The sequence below is a fragment of the Segetibacter koreensis DSM 18137 genome (assembly GCF_000374045.1).
In the GTDB taxonomy this organism is placed as follows: Bacteria; Bacteroidota; Bacteroidia; order Chitinophagales; family Chitinophagaceae; genus Segetibacter; species Segetibacter koreensis.
Genome location: NZ_KB893319.1, coordinates 125,198 through 142,342 on the forward strand (window position 1 = coordinate 125,198; position 17,145 = coordinate 142,342).

Sequence of the window (17,145 nt, forward strand, 5' to 3'; positions counted from 1 at the left end):
TATTTAAATGTTTTTATAAAAAAGCCGTTGATTATGAAAACAACGGCTTTGTGAGGATTAAAAAAGGGAAGTTTATTTTTTACAGGTCAGCAGATTTTAATCTTTTAGGAATTTTTATTTCTGCATTTTGATTTTTCCCATCTCTTTTATAAGTAAGCTTTACAACGTCACCATCTTTCAAATCCCTGATTTGAGTGCGTAATTCATCAACACCTGCAACATCTTTTCCATTTACCTGTGTAATTACATCGCCTTCCTTAATGCCTGCTTTGGATGCGGGGGAATCTTCATCAACGTCTTTCACCTTAACGCCTTTTCCTTCTTCAATATCCTGTATCTGCAACCCTATTTTAGGCCTGTGATTAAAGTTGAAATCAAAATTTTCCATTGGTGGAATTGCACCTTCAGGCATATTGAAATTGAAATCTTTATTATTAAAATTGTAAGAATATGGCCTTGATTTGTTTTCTCCCAACACGGCTGTTGTTTTATTTTCTTTTCCCTCGCGCTTGTAAGTGATGTCCACTTTGTCGTTTGGTTTATATGCGCTAATTGCTTCTACAAGATCTTGTGGGGTAGCGACAGCGGTAGTGCCAATTTTAGTAATTATATCATCTTTTTTTAAACCAGCTTTTTCAGCACCACTTTCTTTTGTTACATCAGTCACTTTCACACCATCATCTGCCTTTTGTGTTATTATACCCAGCATAGCTTTGTTGCCATTTCCATGCATAAGTAAATCTTCTCCACCAAAAGGCGGACGTCCACCATCGAACCCTCTCATTCGGGGGCCAGCCATTGCAAGAGAACGGTCTCTTTTTAATATTGTTACATCATCATTTTTAAATTCATCAACAGGTTTTCCATTAATAGTTACGTTATCACCATCAACCACTATGGTCATTTTTTCTGTTTTGCCCGGTTTTTTACGAATAACTATTTCCTGTGTTTTTTCTTCTTTATCTTTTGACGGCTTTTCTTTTTTATCCTGTGCAATAGCAGATGAAGCTAATACTATAGTAGCCAAAGCTGCTGTCGATAATTTTTTCCAGTTATTCATATGTTCTATTTTTAAGTTATACGAAAGATTTAGTAGTTCAAATGTAAGAAAGATTTTTAAATACGAAGAATTTCGGAAATGTTAATTTAGAAAACATTATATAACAAAAAACCCTGCAAAACTTGCAGGGTTTTTTGTTGGAAAAAGTCAGTATATAATTATAATAATCCTTTTACTTTTTCAACTACGAGTGATAAGTTACCAGCATCCTGCCCTCCGGCAGTCGCAAGTGTTTTCTGTCCGCCGCCGCCTCCTTTTATTAAGGGAGCAACTTGTTCTTTAATTATTTTTATTGCATCGAGATTTTTTGCTGTGCCTACTTCTTCGTCGACCATAATGGCTACACTTGCTTTTCCACCTGTATTTGCAGCTAATACCACTACATAATTTTGAAGGTGTGGTTTAAGATCAAGACATAGTTTTTTCAAGTTATCTCCATTGCTTACTTCTACCAACTGGCCTAAAAAACTAATTCCATTTACATTTTCAACTTTATTTAATAAATCTGATTTTATTGCAGAAAGTTGCTTTGCTTCAAAACTTTCAATTTTTTTCCTCAGTTCTGTATTTTCCAATTGCAGGTTTTCAATTGCCTTTTTTACGTCTTTCGGATTTTTTAGAAAATCTTTAATTTCCTGCAGAGCAGTAAAATTTTCTGTAACGTAATGCTCAGCAGCTGTACCGCTTACTGCCTCGATTCTTCTTACCCCGGCTGCAACAGCGCTTTCATTTTTTATTTTAAAAAAACCTAATTCGCCCGTATTTAGCACGTGTGTTCCGCCACATAGCTCTATTGAGTATTTAGGGTCTATAATTACCACCCGTACCATATCGCCATATTTTTCTCCAAACAATGCCATGGCTCCCAATTTAATAGCTTCCTCCTTAGTCATTTCTTTAATTACTACCGGTACGTTTTCCCTTATTTTTTCATTTACAATTGCTTCAATCTTAGCCATTTCCTCATCCGTTACTTTAGCAAAATGAGAAAAGTCAAAACGTAAATGTTGACTGTTAACGAGACTTCCTTTTTGCGCAACATGAGTACCCAACACTTGCCTTAAGGCAGCATGCAGTAAGTGAGTTGCAGTGTGGTGGCCTTCAGTGCTTTTTCGTAATGTTTTGTTTACCCTCGCTATAACATCGCTATCAATTTCTTCTGGTAATTGGTGAGTAAAATGAATAGTAAGGTTATTTTCTTTTTTGGTATCAATTACATCAATTGCCTGGTCACCAAAAATCAGTTCGCCTTTATCTCCAACCTGCCCACCACTTTCAGCATAAAAAGGTGTGGCGTTTAATACCAGGTGATATGCTTCTTTGCCTTTTGCAGAAACCTTCCTGTATTTTACCACCTTGCTTTTTACCTGCAACATATCATAACCAATAAATTCACTTGAAGCTTCTTCATCTAATACAACCCAGTCAGCGGCATCAATTATGGTAGCGGCGCGGCTGCGTTGCTTTTGCTGTTGCATTTCCTTTTCAAAACCTTGTTCGTCTACCTGTAAATTATTTTCAGCTGCAATCAAACGGGTCAAATCAATAGGAAAGCCATAAGTATCAAATAGCTCAAATGCAGCTTCACCATTAATAGTAGCATTCGCTATTGTTTCCTTTAAGTGTATAATATCATCTATTTTTTTCAACCCTTTGTCCAATGTTCTCAAAAAACCTTCTTCTTCTTCTGTAACTACCCTTTGAACAAAATTTATTTGTGCAAATAATTCCGGGAATACCAACTCAAATTGCTTGCCCAAAACAGGAATTAATTCGCATAATAGCGGTTGCTTGTAGTCGAGGTAGGAATAATAATACCTGACCGCCCTGCGAAGAATTCTTCTTATTACATAACCTGCACCTGTATTGGATGGCAGTTGCCCATCTGCAATTGTGAAAGCTATAGCTCGAATATGATCAGCTATTACCCGGAATGCCACATCTTTTTTATCGTCTGAGTTCGTATATTTCTTTCCTGTTATCCTTTCGGTTTCTGCAATTGTTCCTGTAAAAAGATCTGTATCGTAATTACTGTTTTTCCCTTGTAAAACACGAACTAACCTTTCAAGTCCCATCCCGGTATCTACGTGCCTTGCAGGTAATGCCTCAAGATTTCCATCTTTTAATCTGTTAAACTGAATAAATACATTATTCCATATCTCTATTACCTGCGGATGATCTTTGTTTACTAAATTCTTTCCGTCTACGGCTTTTCTTTCCTCTTCACTTCTGCTGTCATAATGAATTTCGGTGCATGGTCCACATGGGCCTGTATCGCCCATTTCCCAAAAATTATCTTTTTTATTTCCAAATAAGATCCTGTCTTCACTAATTACTTTTTTCCATTCATCAAAAGCTTCCTCATCTTTTGGAAGACCTTCTGCCTCGCTGCCTTCAAACACAGTTACATACAATCTTTCTGTATCAATTTTATAAATTTTCGTCAGCAATTCCCAACTCCATGCAATGGCTTCTGCTTTGAAATAATCTCCAAAGCTCCAGTTGCCGAGCATCTCAAACATGGTATGATGATAGGTATCAACGCCAACTTCTTCAAGATCATTATGCTTTCCACTTACGCGTAAACATTTTTGTGTATCGGCTACCCGGGAATATTCCGGTTTTTTATTTCCAAGAAAATATTCTTTAAACTGGTTCATGCCGGCATTTGTAAAAAGCAGGGTAGGATCGTTTTTAACAACAATAGGAGCAGAAGGAACGATCTGGTGTTTTTTTTCAGCAAAAAAAAGTAAAAACTGGCTTCTGATGTCAGCGCTCGTCATCATAATAACGGTAAAATTTATATCTGAATTTATATTTGTAATGTTAAGGGCAAGGTGGGTAAAGGTAGGAAATGAAAGAGTTTAGGTGGTTAATGGTTTTATAAGTTTTAGTATGAAATTGATTTTGAAGCTATTATTAATCGAATTTAGCAGAATTGAGAAAAGCAGAACCGAAGAAAAATAAGGAATTACGATTTTGAAGAAAATTAAATACTATTATAATACCCATACATTACGTTACGAGAAGCTTACTGTTCCTTTACGGGTAAAGCTATTAAGGGTGTTTGGCTTTTTGGCAACAACGCTGGTTACAGCAGCAATAATAGTCTGGATTGGCTTTAGGTATATCGGATCTCCTAATGAACGTATTCTACGGCTGCAAATTGAAGATTATGAAGCTAACTACACTTTAATGAGTCAGCGTGTACAGCAACTGCAGCAGCAGATGACGGAACTAGAAAAGAGAGACAATAAAGTTTATAGGGCAATTTTTGAAGCTAACCCGGTGCCTGACAGTGCTAGAGCAACACAAATTAAAAAATCACAGGAGATAGCAGTGATACAAAGGTTGAATGAAGGGCAACTTATTAAAAGTATTGCTGAACAATTAAATAATCTTACTTCCAGGTTAAATTTTCAATCAAAAAGCTATAATGAAATAAATGAAATGGTGCGGAATAAGCAAAAGCTCCTTGCATCTATTCCTGCTATTCAACCGGTAAGTAATAAAGAACTAACAAGAATTGCATCAGGTTTCGGTTCACGTATTGATCCCGTGTATAAGGTTATAAAATTTCACGAAGGTCTCGATTTCACTGCTCCGCAAGGCACACCCATTTATGCTACAGCTAACGGAAGGGTAAAAGCTGCAGGCCTGGATGCAGGAGGGTATGGTAATCATGTTGTCATTGATCATGGTTATGGTTATGAAACACTGTACGGGCACATGGTGAGGGTAAAAGCGCGTAAAGGCCAGGTTGTAAAGCGAGGTCAGGTAATAGGGTGGGTAGGAAGCACTGGAAAAAGCACTGGTCCCCATTGTCATTATGAAGTGCATAAAAACTCAACACCTGTAGATCCTGTTTATTTTTTTTATAACGATTTAACACCTGAACAATTTGACCGTCTTGTAAAACTTGCCGGTGCAAGCAATCAAAGCCTTGATTAATGAGAAATTGTGTAGAATTATTTCGCTTTCGAACCATATAAATTAATTACTTTAATTATTGTGCTTCGTTTTGTATAAAAGGCAATATCAAAAAAGAACTTCGCCCTTAACATTTTACAATTCACTTTCTAAATATTAAGTAACTAACCATTTATCCACCGCTATTATTCGAGCAATTGAAAAAGCGCGTTGATGTATTACTTTTACACTATGCGCCAGTTAGACCTTTTCGGAACTCTTTTTGATACACCCCCGCAGGAAGAAGAAAGCGGTAAAGATCAATCGGTTGTGAAGAACGAAGAGGCTATTACTCCGGTATCAAATTCTGAACAAACTCATTTTTCTTTGGTAGAGTTAGCTGAAGAAACACTTGGAGCAACCGCTTTTCCATGGCAAAATGAAATTCCTGGGACTGACAAAGCAAACACGTCTGCTAAAAATGATATAAAAGCAGAAGAAAAAGAATCTTTAGTTTTTTCAAATAATGAGGTTTTTATAGAAAAATCAGCAGAAGTAACTAACGTAGAAAAATTGCAAGTCAGGGGTGAAACGTTTGATAGCGCAAATCAACTTACTAATGAAGAAAAGGATGAAATACAAAAAGAGTTAAACCCGCAAAAATCTGAAAGGAATGGATTGGTAGTTTTTGATAATGGTAAGATCAGTGTGAAGGTAAAAGCTAAACCTGTTGTAATACCAGTTGCGGAACCAAAGGAAGAAGTAAGAAAAGAACCCCAAAAGAGAGGAAGAAAATCGATTAAAGAAATTGAAGCAGAAGTTGACCTGGTTGAAGTGCCTGAAGATGAAATTCTTTTTCAAAAACAATATTATTCGATAAGTGAAGTGGCAAAGTGGTTTAGAGTAAATACTTCCTTAATACGGTTTTGGGAAAACGAATTTGATGTACTTAAGCCAAGAAAAAACCGAAAAGGGGACCGCCTGTTTAGACCCGAAGATGTAAAGACTCTTCAATTAATTTATCAATTACTGAGAGAACGCAAGTACACTATTGAAGGCGCAAAGGAATATATTAAAACTAACAGGAAAAAAGCTGATATAGAACTTCAGCTAACAAACTCGCTGCAAAAATTTAAAAGTTTTTTATTAGATCTTAAAGCTAACCTTTAATTGGCTTATAAATATCTTCTGTTTGGTGACAAAAAGGTGTATATGAAAATTCTACTGAATGAAAGAAATTATTGACCCGCTACCGAATATATTTCTAGAGTTCCGTTTTTATTAAGACAATAGATTTTACTTCCGTTGAATTTTATTTTTTTAAAATCAGCGAGTGTGTTAAAGGCTGTAAAAGAAGATAATTGAAGCGCCCTCGGTTTATATAAAATAATATGAGTACTATCTCTCGCGGTAATGGTGTTTTTATCTAATACCTGCAGGTCTGAAAGGTGTAATATCTGAAAAGCATTTTTCTTCGCTCCATAATAATCAAATACCAGTAATCCCTTTGAAGGATCGTATAGATACAACTGTCCGTCCCTGTCGTACATAGAGCTTGGTAACGGAACTGAATCAAAAACCTGCCTGAAGTCAGAAGATTCTAATAGCAGATTTCCGTTATCATCAATTTTCTTTAGCTTATTGTCAAGTTCGTCGTATAGCCAAATATTGTTATCATAGCTGCTCGTAACTGCTGCAACCTGTAGAATATTCTGTTTGCGCAAATCAATAACTGCACGTGAATTTAACAACCGGTCTAAAACAACAATTGTTGAAAAGTCTTTATAAAACACTAATATCTTTAACGGATTTGTTGCATCAATAGAACAAATTTTTCCAAACCTCCTTACATCATTATATACTGCAATCGAATCCCCTCTGTCATTTACTTTCTTAATTTGATTAGTAGCATTCAACAAGTAAATATTACGCAAATTATCAGTTGTAAAATCCTTAATTTCTCCGTCTATTTTGTTAACTAATGAAACTTTTAAAATACTGTCGTGCTGTCCATAACCCATAAAGGAAAATAGGCAGGAAAAAATAAATATTATAGAAAAGTTTTTCAGATCAGTGCAGTTTTTTTAATTGAGTAACATGGCCGTTAAATTCCGCGTAGGTAAAATATTTTATCCAGTCTCCTAAATTTATATAATGGCTTTCATCAGATAAAGTAATATCCATGGGCAAGTGACGATGGCCAAAAATGAAATAGTCATAATGTTCTTTTGCTAAAATTTGCCTTGAGAAGATTATGAGCCATTCATTTTCTTCGCCTAAAAAAACTTCATCGGCAGAACCTGTTTTTTTTCGGCTGCTGCGGCTGAAATAATTAGCAAGACCAATGCCCACGTAAGGATGTAAAAAGCCAAAAAGTCTTTGGCTAATTCTGTTTCTAAATACTTTTTTTAAAAGTTTATACCCATGATCTTTGGGACCTAAACCATCGCCATGACCGATAAAAAACTTTTTGCCATTCCATTCAAAGGTTTTTGGTTCAAAATATACAGAAATGTTCAATTCCTTTTCAAAGTAGTCATTCATCCACATATCATGATTGCCAACAAAAAAATGAATAGGAATTCCACTGTCAGTTATTTCTGCAAGTTTTCCAAGCAGTCGCACATATCCTTTTGGAGTTACATCTTTGTATTCAAACCAAAAGTCAAACATGTCTCCAACAATAAAGATTGCTGCTGCCTGCTGCCTTATGCTTTCTAAAAAAGCTACTATTTTTTTTTCTCTTTGTAAACTATCGGCATAATTTGGTGCGCCAAGATGAAAGTCAGACAAGAAATAAATTTTTTTACCGTTAGGTACCTCCATCCTTTTTAAGATTTACTTTCAAGTTCTAATGAATCCATAAAGTCTCCCGATGGAATAACAATTAACCCATCTAGATTTTGATTATACCAATATATCCAGGCTTTTGTTGATGTATTATTATAGAACACTTCAGTTAATTCTCGTTTGTACAATGCGGGCTCTCCTTCTTCTGCATCCACTCCTTCATATGTATCTAACTGCTCAATCGCCCATAAAAAATCATCAGTACTTTTTGCTGTATATAATTCACCTTTAATAAAATTTTCTTCTGTAGTAGGCATGGCAGCAGGATAATCTCCTGCGTTGTATAACACACCTTTTACTTTAGCTTCACCAATCAAAGTGAAGTGCTTGGTTATATATGCATAAGCAGAATTATGAAACCCGCTTCTTAAAGTTCCATACACAAACAAATTGGTGATCTTATTTTCCATGCGGTTAAAGTTATAAAAGGAACAGAGTTAAAAGCAAAGTTGGTGACATCAACATGAAAAATAAAACGGGAATAGAAAGTATTTACGACAAACTTATCCTTCTACTAAGAACACATACACCTCTTTTGGTCCGTGAACACCCACCACCAGCGTTTTTTCGATATCCGCGGTACGGCTTGGGCCAGTTGCAAGGGTTATTAAAGACGGTAGGTTGCCAGCATATTTTTCTTTTAAAATTTGCAAACCTTCTTTAATATCATATACGAGCTGACTTGTGTAGGCAATACAAATATGAATAGGCGCATAAACACTGCTAGTTCTTCCGCTTGGTTGCGTCGAACTCATAAGTAAACTACCAGTTCGTGCAATTAATAGTTCACACCCTGTAATACTTGCATCACACGTAGCAACATTACTGGCAGAAAAATTAGTAAAACCAGAATTTGCCAGTTTTTCTTTAATTTCTGTTTCGTTGCAAAATATTGTCTTTAGTTGTTTACTAGCGGTAAGATGATGAAGTTGTTCAGCCAGTTCTTTCTCATCTAAACAAAAAGAAAACCTTCCAAGTAAACCTGTAAAGTTTTCTGCAAATTCTATTTCCAGTTCTTTTTGTAAAGGTTGAAAAACACTTGTATTTCCTTCACTGTGTGGAAATGGAACAGGCACCGGGTTTGCCAGTGCCTGTCTTATTTTTTTTAAAATGTTTTCTTTAGAAGATGAAACTTTCATACATGTTTCATTAATCAATTTGGTTTATTGTATCTACTACTGTTTTCTCAGGAGGTGCGCTCAGTTCTGTATTGGCGTCCTGGTGCGCAACGTCCAGTATTTTTTTATCTTCGAAAGGTCTTTTACCAATTAGCTTTTCAACATCGCTTTGAAATAAAACTTCTTTTTCCAGAAGTTCCTTAGCCAAAATCTCAACTTCTCTTCTCTTTTCAGTCAAAAGACTTTTGGTACTTACGTAGGCCTCAGCAATCAGCTTTCTTACTTCTTCGTCAATCATTTTACCCGTTTCTTCACTGTAAGGCTTAGTAAACGTGTTTTCCTGTGAAGGGTCGTAGTAACTTATATTACCAATCTTTCCATTCATACCATACACCGTTACCATTGAGTAAGCTATCTTGGTAATCTGTTGCAAGTCATTACTGGCGCCGGTAGAAATCTTTCCAAAGAAAATATCTTCTGCAGCTCTTCCGCCTAATGTCATACAAATCTGGTCAAATAACTGGTCTGTGTTGTATAGGTATTGTTCTTTAGGTGTGTACTGTGCATATCCCAGCGCTGCTGTACCACGAGGCACAATAGTAACCTTTAATAAAGGATAAGCATGTTCAAGAAACCATCCACATATTGCATGTCCTGCTTCGTGATAAGCAATTATCTCTTTTTCTTCAGGAAGGATTATTTTATTTTTCTTCTCAAGACCGCCAATCACACGGTCGATAGCATCCTGAAAATCGCTCATATCAACCGCATCTTTATTTTTTCTTGCGGCAATTAACGCTGCTTCATTACAAACATTGGCAATATCGGCACCTGCAAAACCAGGAGTTTGCTCTGCCAGCTTATGAATGTCAAGAGTTTGAGAAATTTTTATCGGCTTCAGATGCACCTTGAAAATAGCTTCACGACCCTTTACATCAGGACGGTCAATAGAAATTTGCCTGTCAAAACGTCCAGGTCTCAATAATGCCGTATCTAAAACATCAGGGCGGTTGGTAGCTGCTAGAATGATAATACCAATATCAGTTCCGAAACCATCCATTTCTACAAGGAGCTGGTTAAGGGTGTTTTCTCTTTCATCGTTGCTCATGATAGCGTTTCTGCCACGAGCACGACCAATTGCATCTATTTCATCAATAAATATAATACAAGGAGCTTTTTCTCTTGCCTGTTTAAATAAGTCCCGCACGCGGCTCGCACCTACACCGACAAACATTTCAACAAAATCACTTCCGCTTAAGCTAAAAAACGGAACCTGCGCTTCTCCGGCCATTGCTTTAGCAAGTAAAGTTTTACCCGTACCAGGAGGGCCAACCAGTAGCGCACCTTTGGGTATTTTTCCGCCAAGAGCAGTATATTTTTTAGGGTTTTTAAGAAAATCCACAATCTCCATTACTTCCACCTTGGCTTCATCGAGACCAGCGACATCACCGAAGTTAATATTTACACGGGTACCTTTTTCAAATAATGTAGCCTTTGATTTTCCAATATTAAAAATACCTCCCGGACCCCCGCCACCACTTGGGCCTCCCATTTTACGCATAAGCAATATCCATAGTCCTACGAAGAGAAAAATAGTTACAAGGGTGTTAGCTATTGGACCAAACCATTCGCCTTCGTTCGTAACATTCTCCGGAACCTTTTGTATTCCCAAAGGGTTAGCAGCTGTGTCTGTAAAAAACTGGTTTTGGCTGGCATTAAAACTTTCCCAATCTGTTACAGTAAATTCAAATTGAGGACCTTTGTTAAAGCCGGTAGTAGGTTTTTTTATTTTTTTCTCATAGAAAGGCTTATTTAGGCTATCCTGTTTTATATATACCCTTACTAATTCCTTGTTCTTAATCAAGTCGAGTTTTTCAACATCTCCCTTTGCCAACATTTGCTGCCTGAATTCTAACTCTGTTGTTTTAACTGCGTCAGCGCTCATATTAAACAGATTTGCTGCAATTAGAACAACCGCAATAATTGCATAAATCCAGTAAATGCTGAATTTTGGCCCTTTCCTGTTTGGCTTATCATCGCCGGACGGTAGTCCTGGAATGTTTCTAAAATCTTTTATTTTTTTATCTTCTTGTGCCATGTTTCTTCATCTCTGTAAGTCAGAAATTTTCCTTTTTTAGTTTTTTTAAAATATTTACTGTAAGCTTAACCCTCATGCTCCTCTCTTACTGCATCACTCCACATTTCTTCAAGTTGATAAAACTTTCTGGATTCGGGAAGCATTACATGTACAACTATATTAACATAATCTATAAGAACCCATTGAAGAGCCTGGTAACCTTCGTGTTTAAAAGCCTGTTCGTTGCAATTTTTCTTTACCTCTTCTTCTACAAATTCTCCTATAGCCCTGATTTGTTGTGGATTACTTGCTTCGCAAATAATAAAAAAATCTGCTACTGCTTCATGTATTTTACGTAAATCAAGTGAAACTATATTTTCACCTTTCTTTTCCTGAATAGATTTTATAATAGTTTTAAAAAGTTTGGAGCTTTTGGTAAGTTTTGTCGCTGAACTTTTTTTACGGATAGATAATAATGAAAGTGGTTCCAATAAATGAAATCTTTAAATTAATAATACGGTTTATAAGGTTTTATTTGTAACACTACACCAAGGTATAAAGTTGTAACAGATAGAGTTAAACCAGGATTTTCGATGATTTTAATTCAATTTAAAATTACTTAATATATCTATCTTTTTACCTGCTAAATCTATCTTTGTCAAAAATACTAATTCTTTGCGACCTGAAAACCCTATAGGTGAACCGTTTTTTGAATTATGTGAAGTAGACAGCACCAACAACTATGCCATGAGGCAGGTGCAGGCACAAATGGCAGTACATGGAGCAACATGGTTTGCACAATACCAAAATGCGGGAAAAGGACAGCGCGGAAAGGCCTGGAAGGCAGTGCACGGAGAAAATATAATCATGAGCACAGTTTTAGAACCAGCCTTTCTTGGTATTGATAATCAGTTTCTTTTAAATGTAACTGTAGCTTTGGCATGCTTTGATCTTTTTAATAAATATACAATTGATGAAACAAGTATTAAGTGGCCTAATGATATTTATTGGAGAGACAGAAAGGCAGGGGGAATGCTGATAGAAAACGTGTTGAAGGGGAAAGAATGGAAATTTTCGATAGCAGGCCTTGGTATAAATATTAACCAAACTTTTTTTCCTGCTGACCTGCCAAATCCAGTTTCATTGAAACAAATAACAGGTAAGTCATTTAATGTAACCGATTTGGCAAAGGAGCTATGCCAATGCCTGGATTACCGGTGGAAACAGTTAAAAGAGCAAAAAGATAATGATCTTTTACAGGAATATTCAAGCCACTTGTACAAGCTAGATGAAATGGTAACTTTTAAAAAAGATGGGAGCATATTTAATGCTGTAGTTACCGGGGTAAGTAGAAATGGCGAACTATTAGTAAAGACGGATCGACCTATGGCTCTTACCTATGGAAGTGTTAATTGGATAATACCTCAGCCAAAATAAATTTCAGAAAGTACGGATATATCTTTTTCCTTTTGTCTTGCATCTACTTCAAATCGGTTATTTTGATATCCTTTATTAAAAGTCTCTAAAAGGTACAGGGCTAAAAATCGAAACAGACCTAATTGACCGTACTGCTTAACGTGAGCCACTTCGTGCCGTACCCACCTTTCATTATTTAAGAATTCTTCTCTACTTGAGTTGTGTAAGTAGATTGTTTTTCCTATAACCATTGCAACCGAATCGCTGTTTAATTTATAAGCAGCGATTCGGGCAATAAATGAATTTTCTTTGATTTTTACTTTTGTCATTGCTAAGAATCATCTTAGTCGTTAAAATACTCAAATTAACTCCAGGCATTCAAAACCTGCTCCGTTTGATTTTTTGTATCTGGCTTCGTAATAATCTTTTTTATAGTTCCGTCTTCATCAATTAAAAAAGTCGTTCGGTTTGTTCCCATATAGCTTTTGCCCATCATTTTCTTTTCTCCCCACACGCCATATTGCCCTACTATTTTCTTTTCTTCATCCGCAATCAAGGGAAAGGGCAGCGAATATTTATCTTCAAACTTCTTGTGGCTTTTTACACTGTCTGTACTTATTCCAACAACCTGGAAGCCTTTCTGAATTAATTCATGATAATTGTCTCTCAGGTTACATGCCTGGGCGGTACATCCCGGGGTGTCGTCTTTTGGATAAAAGTATAAAATAACTTTTTTCCCTTTAAAATCATTTAAAGATACGCTTTTACCATTTTGGTCTACACCTTCAAAAACCGGCGCTTTGTCTCCTTCTTTAAGTTCGCTCATTTTGTAAAATTTTTAGTTAAGGTCTTTGTAGCTCAATTACAAAATTCAGGTAAAAATGGTTGAAAAGTTTGAGAGATTATTACATGTCTTTTTTGCAGCAAGTATTTTTTTTAGGTAAAACGATTGTTTATCGTGTGAAAGTGTAGGTTCTTTCGGTAACGTTTCCTGCCTCATCTTCTACCTCAACTACTAATTCATGTTTGCCCGGGCCGGTTCTTTTATCAAACAGGTGAGTAAACGTATTATTCTTCCTGCTGAACATTAACCAATTTCCATCTAAAAATGCTGTAAAGCTTTTAACGTCGTCCACGTTGTCACTTGTTGCTATAGCTATTGATTTTTTGTTTCTTAAGTTTGCTCCGTTTGTCCATCCCGCTATTGCAACTCTTGGTGGTATAGTATCGATCAATAATTTAACTAGCCCCAGGTCTCGGAATTTCGCTTCCATCCAACCTTCTTTCCATTGACCTTTTACAGCTTCAATTTTATGGTTACTAATTAGCTGCATAACTATTCTGTCTTTTAAATTGTCTGGAATAAGTGCTGTAGGTTTTATGCGTACCATAAAACTATCATGCACAGGTACAGTAAAATTATGCAGGTGATGAATAGCTGATACAACTTTAGTGTCTTTTGACAATTCTGCACTGTAAACAAATGGAACTGTATCATAAAAAGCTTTAGGGGAAAAGTCAGCTTCAATATCATCCATTTGCAATGTATTTGCTTTTCCCGGGGCCATATTTATGCTGTTTTGAGGAAAAACAAGATCATCTGTTGTCGAGGGCGACCATCTGAATTTGAAGGTAAGGGTCGAGGTATTGCCTACTGCATCTTTTACTAAAATCTCTGCTGTATGAATTAGTGTATCTGCCAGCACTATTTTTCCGTCTGCTGCTGTTGAGAAAATAGTGCTATGATTTCCCGGAAGCCTGCTAAGATGTTGAATATAAGGACCGCCCGATGCTCGGGTTTTGTAATCGATACTTCCGTTTACATATCTTGTATCATCGTAAGAAATATTATTTAATGCAAAGCCAGATCGTTTTATGCCATCTATTGACAAAGCAGTTTCATATATCCCATATTTAAAAGATGAAATATGTATTTTGTCTTCAGCAGAAATACCAAAACTTACAACCGGTGAAGTAAGGGTTACCACACTTTGTTTTGATGTATACTTTGCCCGGTCTCCTACAATTGGTATAGGTAGCGGCTTAACCTGGTAAGTGCTGTATCGCCGGTCGTAATAGTACAATTTATAAATTGTGGGAGGCATTTTGTCTGTTAATCCCATACCAAATATCCACGGATTAAGATTGTTACCAGTTTTAGTGTCGCGAATCTCAAAGTGCAAATGTGGGCCCTCTGACCCACCGGTATTACCACTGTATGCAATCAATTGTCCTTTTTCAACGGGAAATTGATTTGGTTCAAAATCTACTTCCTGTTCCCATTGCTGGTCAGCATACTGTTTGGCGGTTACAAAATCCTCGAGCGGATCATAAAATTTGTTGAGATGCGCGTATAACGTTGTGTAACCATTTGGATGATTTATATAAATAGCATGACCAAAACCTGATTTTTCAATTTTTATTTTGCTTACATATCCTTTCGCTGCTGCATATACAGGCAAGTTCTCTCTTTGGTTTGTACGAATGTCTAGCCCCATGTGAAAGTGATTGGGCCGAAGCTCTCCAAAATTGGCGGCTAAGGATATGGGTATGCCAAGCGGGTCTCTAAAATAGGATTGAGGATAATCAGGTAAAAAAATTAAAACCTGGGAATTAACCGGGGCAAAAGAAAATAGCGAATTAAAAGAAAGTAATATTGCTGCCGTTATTTTCTTCATCTGTGTTCTAATTGATTTTTGAAAATTTGCAGGGACTAAGCCACAAGGCAAATATCCAACAATTCAATTAAAACGTTTAAAACATCAAAATTGATATTAACTTAAAAAAAAGTTACTGTTCTCTATTATTGAAAATAGATAAAACAATGGAAAAAGTTGATTAAAGATTTTCTGTACAAGAGTACGACGCAACGTTTTTGAACAAAGAGGTGGGGTTCGTTACAAAAAAAATTTTAAAAAATTAACCAGTCATTCTGATTACACAGGCTTACATTTGCGGAATTTGTCTCGCACCTAAAAGTTTGTTAATCATTTAGAAAGACTTTTATGGCCGAAAAATTACCATTATTTACTTTCAAACAAGGTTTGTTTTTTTATGCCAAAAGATAATTCGATAAAATCAGTTTTAATAGTTGGTTCAGGTCCCATAGTGATTGGCCAGGCTTGTGAATTTGATTATTCCGGCTCGCAGGCGGCCCGTAGTTTACGGGAAGAAGGAATTAAGGTTATTTTGATTAACAGTAATCCAGCGACTATCATGACTGACCCAATGATGGCCGATAGAGTTTACCTGTTACCCCTTACTGTAGAAAGCATTGAGCAGATACTTGAAGAAAACCAGATTGATGCGGTTTTACCTACCATGGGAGGACAAACGGCACTTAATCTTTGTAAAGAGGCTGATGAATTAGGTGTATGGGACAAGTATAATGTAAGAATGATCGGTGTTGATGTTGCAGCCATAGATACTGCTGAGGACCGTGAAAAATTCAGGCAGTTAATGGTGAGAATAGGGATAGCAGTTGCTCCCAGCAAGGTTGCCAACAGCTTCCTGGAAGGAAAAGAATTTGCACAGCAAATAGGATTTCCACTTGTAATACGCCCTTCATTTACTTTAGGAGGTACGGGAGGTGGATTTGTACATACAAAAGATGAATTGGATGAGGCACTTAACAGAGGCCTTACTGCATCACCCATACATGAAGTACTCGTAGAAAAAGCAGTGCTTGGCTGGAAGGAATATGAATTGGAACTGCTGCGCGATAAGGCTGATAATGTAGTAATAATATGCACGGTTGAAAATGTTGACCCAATGGGGATACATACTGGTGACAGTATAACCGTAGCTCCGGCTATGACTTTAAGCGATACCGCCTTTCAGGACATGCGGAATAAAGCAATTTTAATGATGCGCAGTCTTGGAAATTTTGCAGGAGGTTGCAATGTGCAGTTCGCATTGAATCCTGATACTGAAGAACTGATTGCAGTCGAGATCAATCCTCGTGTGAGCCGTTCGTCGGCTCTTGCTTCTAAAGCTACCGGTTATCCTATTGCTAAAGTAGCTGCAAAGCTTGCCATCGGTTACAACTTGGATGAATTGAAGAACCAGATTACGCAAACTACATCGGCTTACTTTGAACCTGCTCTTGACTATGTGATCGTAAAAGTGCCACGTTGGAATTTTGATAAGTTTAAAGGCGGTAATGATACCCTAGGTTTACAAATGAAGAGCGTTGGGGAAGTAATGGCCATTGGAAGAAGTTTTACCGAGGCGCTTCAAAAGGCGTGTCAAAGCCTGGAAAATGATGCAGTAGGACTGGGCTATTATGGAAAAAGCCTGATGAAAAGTGCTGAAATACTTGAATATATTAAAATACCAAAGTGGGATAGAATCTTTAGAATTAAAGATGCTTTGATGGAAGGAGTTACCGTAAAGACAATTTCACAGGCAACAGGTATCGACAGGTGGTTTTTATATCAGATACAAAAGATATGTGAAATCGAAAAGGAACTTTCAAAATACACTATAGACACCTTACCTGAAGAATTGCTGAAAGAGGCTAAGAAAAATGGATTTGGTGATGAGCAGATTTCAAGAATAATGAGAAATTGTACCGAAGACCAGGTATACGAAAAGAGAAAGGCATTAGGAATTTCGCGCGTGTATAAAATGGTAGATACCTGCAGTGCAGAATTTGAGGCTAAAACTCCTTATTTTTATAGTACGTTTGAATAAGAAACAGCATTCAAAATAAA

Annotated in this window: 15 protein-coding genes; 4 read left to right on the plus strand and 11 right to left on the minus strand. The window is 36.6% G+C overall.

The annotated features are described in order from the left end of the window. Positions 1 to 79: 79 nt before the first annotated feature. Together B154_RS0107600 and alaS are read right to left on the minus strand one after the other, a co-directional pair. The gene (locus B154_RS0107600) at positions 80 to 1,060 is read right to left on the minus strand and encodes a PDZ domain-containing protein (RefSeq protein ID WP_018613108.1); all 981 of its coding nucleotides are present in this window, start codon (positions 1,058 to 1,060) and stop codon (positions 80 to 82) included. 158 nt (positions 1,061 to 1,218) lie between these two features. Continuing rightward, the gene (alaS, locus tag B154_RS0107605) at positions 1,219 to 3,846 is read right to left on the minus strand and encodes an alanine--tRNA ligase (RefSeq protein WP_211217467.1); all 2,628 of its coding nucleotides are present in this window, start codon (positions 3,844 to 3,846) and stop codon (positions 1,219 to 1,221) included. Between the two features lie 193 nt (positions 3,847 to 4,039). Here alaS and B154_RS0107610 point away from each other — a divergent pair, with 193 nt between their 5' ends. After that, entirely contained in the window at positions 4,040 to 5,011 is a 972-nt protein-coding gene (locus B154_RS0107610; RefSeq protein WP_018613113.1) for a M23 family metallopeptidase, read from the plus strand. A gap of 192 nt (positions 5,012 to 5,203) precedes the next feature. After that, positions 5,204 to 6,139 carry a MerR family transcriptional regulator gene (locus B154_RS31795; protein ID WP_018613114.1) on the plus strand — a complete coding sequence of 312 codons (936 nt, stop codon included), beginning with the start codon at positions 5,204 to 5,206 and terminating at the stop codon, positions 6,137 to 6,139. 68 nt (positions 6,140 to 6,207) lie between these two features. Here B154_RS31795 and B154_RS0107620 read toward each other — a convergent pair whose 3' ends face one another. From B154_RS0107620 to rsfS, 6 genes are all read right to left on the minus strand, one after another. Next, positions 6,208 to 6,990, minus strand: coding sequence for a hypothetical protein (locus tag B154_RS0107620; RefSeq protein ID WP_018613115.1), 783 nt, complete (start codon positions 6,988 to 6,990; stop codon positions 6,208 to 6,210). A 49-nt stretch (positions 6,991 to 7,039) separates the two neighbouring features. Continuing rightward, positions 7,040 to 7,795 carry a UDP-2,3-diacylglucosamine diphosphatase gene (locus B154_RS0107625; protein ID WP_018613116.1) on the minus strand — a complete coding sequence of 252 codons (756 nt, stop codon included), beginning with the start codon at positions 7,793 to 7,795 and terminating at the stop codon, positions 7,040 to 7,042. A 5-nt stretch (positions 7,796 to 7,800) separates the two neighbouring features. After that, positions 7,801 to 8,229 (minus strand): gamma-glutamylcyclotransferase family protein, encoded by a 429-nt coding sequence (locus B154_RS0107630; protein WP_018613117.1) that lies wholly within the window; start codon positions 8,227 to 8,229, stop codon positions 7,801 to 7,803. Positions 8,230 to 8,322: 93 nt separating this feature from the next. Continuing rightward, entirely contained in the window at positions 8,323 to 8,958 is a 636-nt protein-coding gene (locus B154_RS0107635) for a LutC/YkgG family protein (RefSeq protein WP_018613118.1), read from the minus strand. Positions 8,959 to 8,968: 10 nt separating this feature from the next. Continuing rightward, positions 8,969 to 11,035, minus strand: coding sequence for an ATP-dependent zinc metalloprotease FtsH (gene ftsH, locus B154_RS0107640; RefSeq protein ID WP_018613120.1), 2,067 nt, complete (start codon positions 11,033 to 11,035; stop codon positions 8,969 to 8,971). A 65-nt stretch (positions 11,036 to 11,100) separates the two neighbouring features. After that, the gene (gene rsfS, locus B154_RS0107645; protein ID WP_018613121.1) at positions 11,101 to 11,505 is read right to left on the minus strand and encodes a ribosome silencing factor; all 405 of its coding nucleotides are present in this window, start codon (positions 11,503 to 11,505) and stop codon (positions 11,101 to 11,103) included. 184 nt (positions 11,506 to 11,689) lie between these two features. On the opposite strand from rsfS, the gene B154_RS0107650 reads away from it, so the two are divergent. Then, positions 11,690 to 12,451 (plus strand): biotin--[acetyl-CoA-carboxylase] ligase, encoded by a 762-nt coding sequence (locus B154_RS0107650; RefSeq protein WP_018613123.1) that lies wholly within the window; start codon positions 11,690 to 11,692, stop codon positions 12,449 to 12,451. Here B154_RS0107650 and B154_RS0107655 read toward each other — a convergent pair. The 3 genes from B154_RS0107655 to B154_RS0107665 form a co-directional block, all read right to left on the minus strand. Next, a complete protein-coding gene (locus B154_RS0107655; RefSeq protein ID WP_018613124.1) occupies positions 12,439 to 12,759 on the minus strand; it encodes a DUF4157 domain-containing protein in 321 nt (106 codons plus the stop codon). The genes B154_RS0107650 and B154_RS0107655 overlap by 13 nt on opposite strands. 35 nt (positions 12,760 to 12,794) lie before the next feature. Further along, on the minus strand, positions 12,795 to 13,256 hold the full coding sequence (gene bcp, locus B154_RS0107660; RefSeq protein ID WP_018613126.1) for a thioredoxin-dependent thiol peroxidase: 462 nt from the start codon (positions 13,254 to 13,256) through the stop codon (positions 12,795 to 12,797). Positions 13,257 to 13,383: 127 nt separating this feature from the next. After that, entirely contained in the window at positions 13,384 to 15,108 is a 1,725-nt protein-coding gene (locus B154_RS0107665; protein ID WP_018613128.1) for a M23 family metallopeptidase, read from the minus strand. Between the two features lie 376 nt (positions 15,109 to 15,484). Between B154_RS0107665 and carB the strand changes: the two genes are divergently transcribed. Continuing rightward, complete coding sequence (carB, locus tag B154_RS27930; RefSeq protein ID WP_018613130.1) at positions 15,485 to 17,125, plus strand: carbamoyl-phosphate synthase large subunit; 1,641 nt, start codon at positions 15,485 to 15,487, stop codon at positions 17,123 to 17,125. The last annotated feature ends 20 nt before the right edge of the window (positions 17,126 to 17,145 follow it).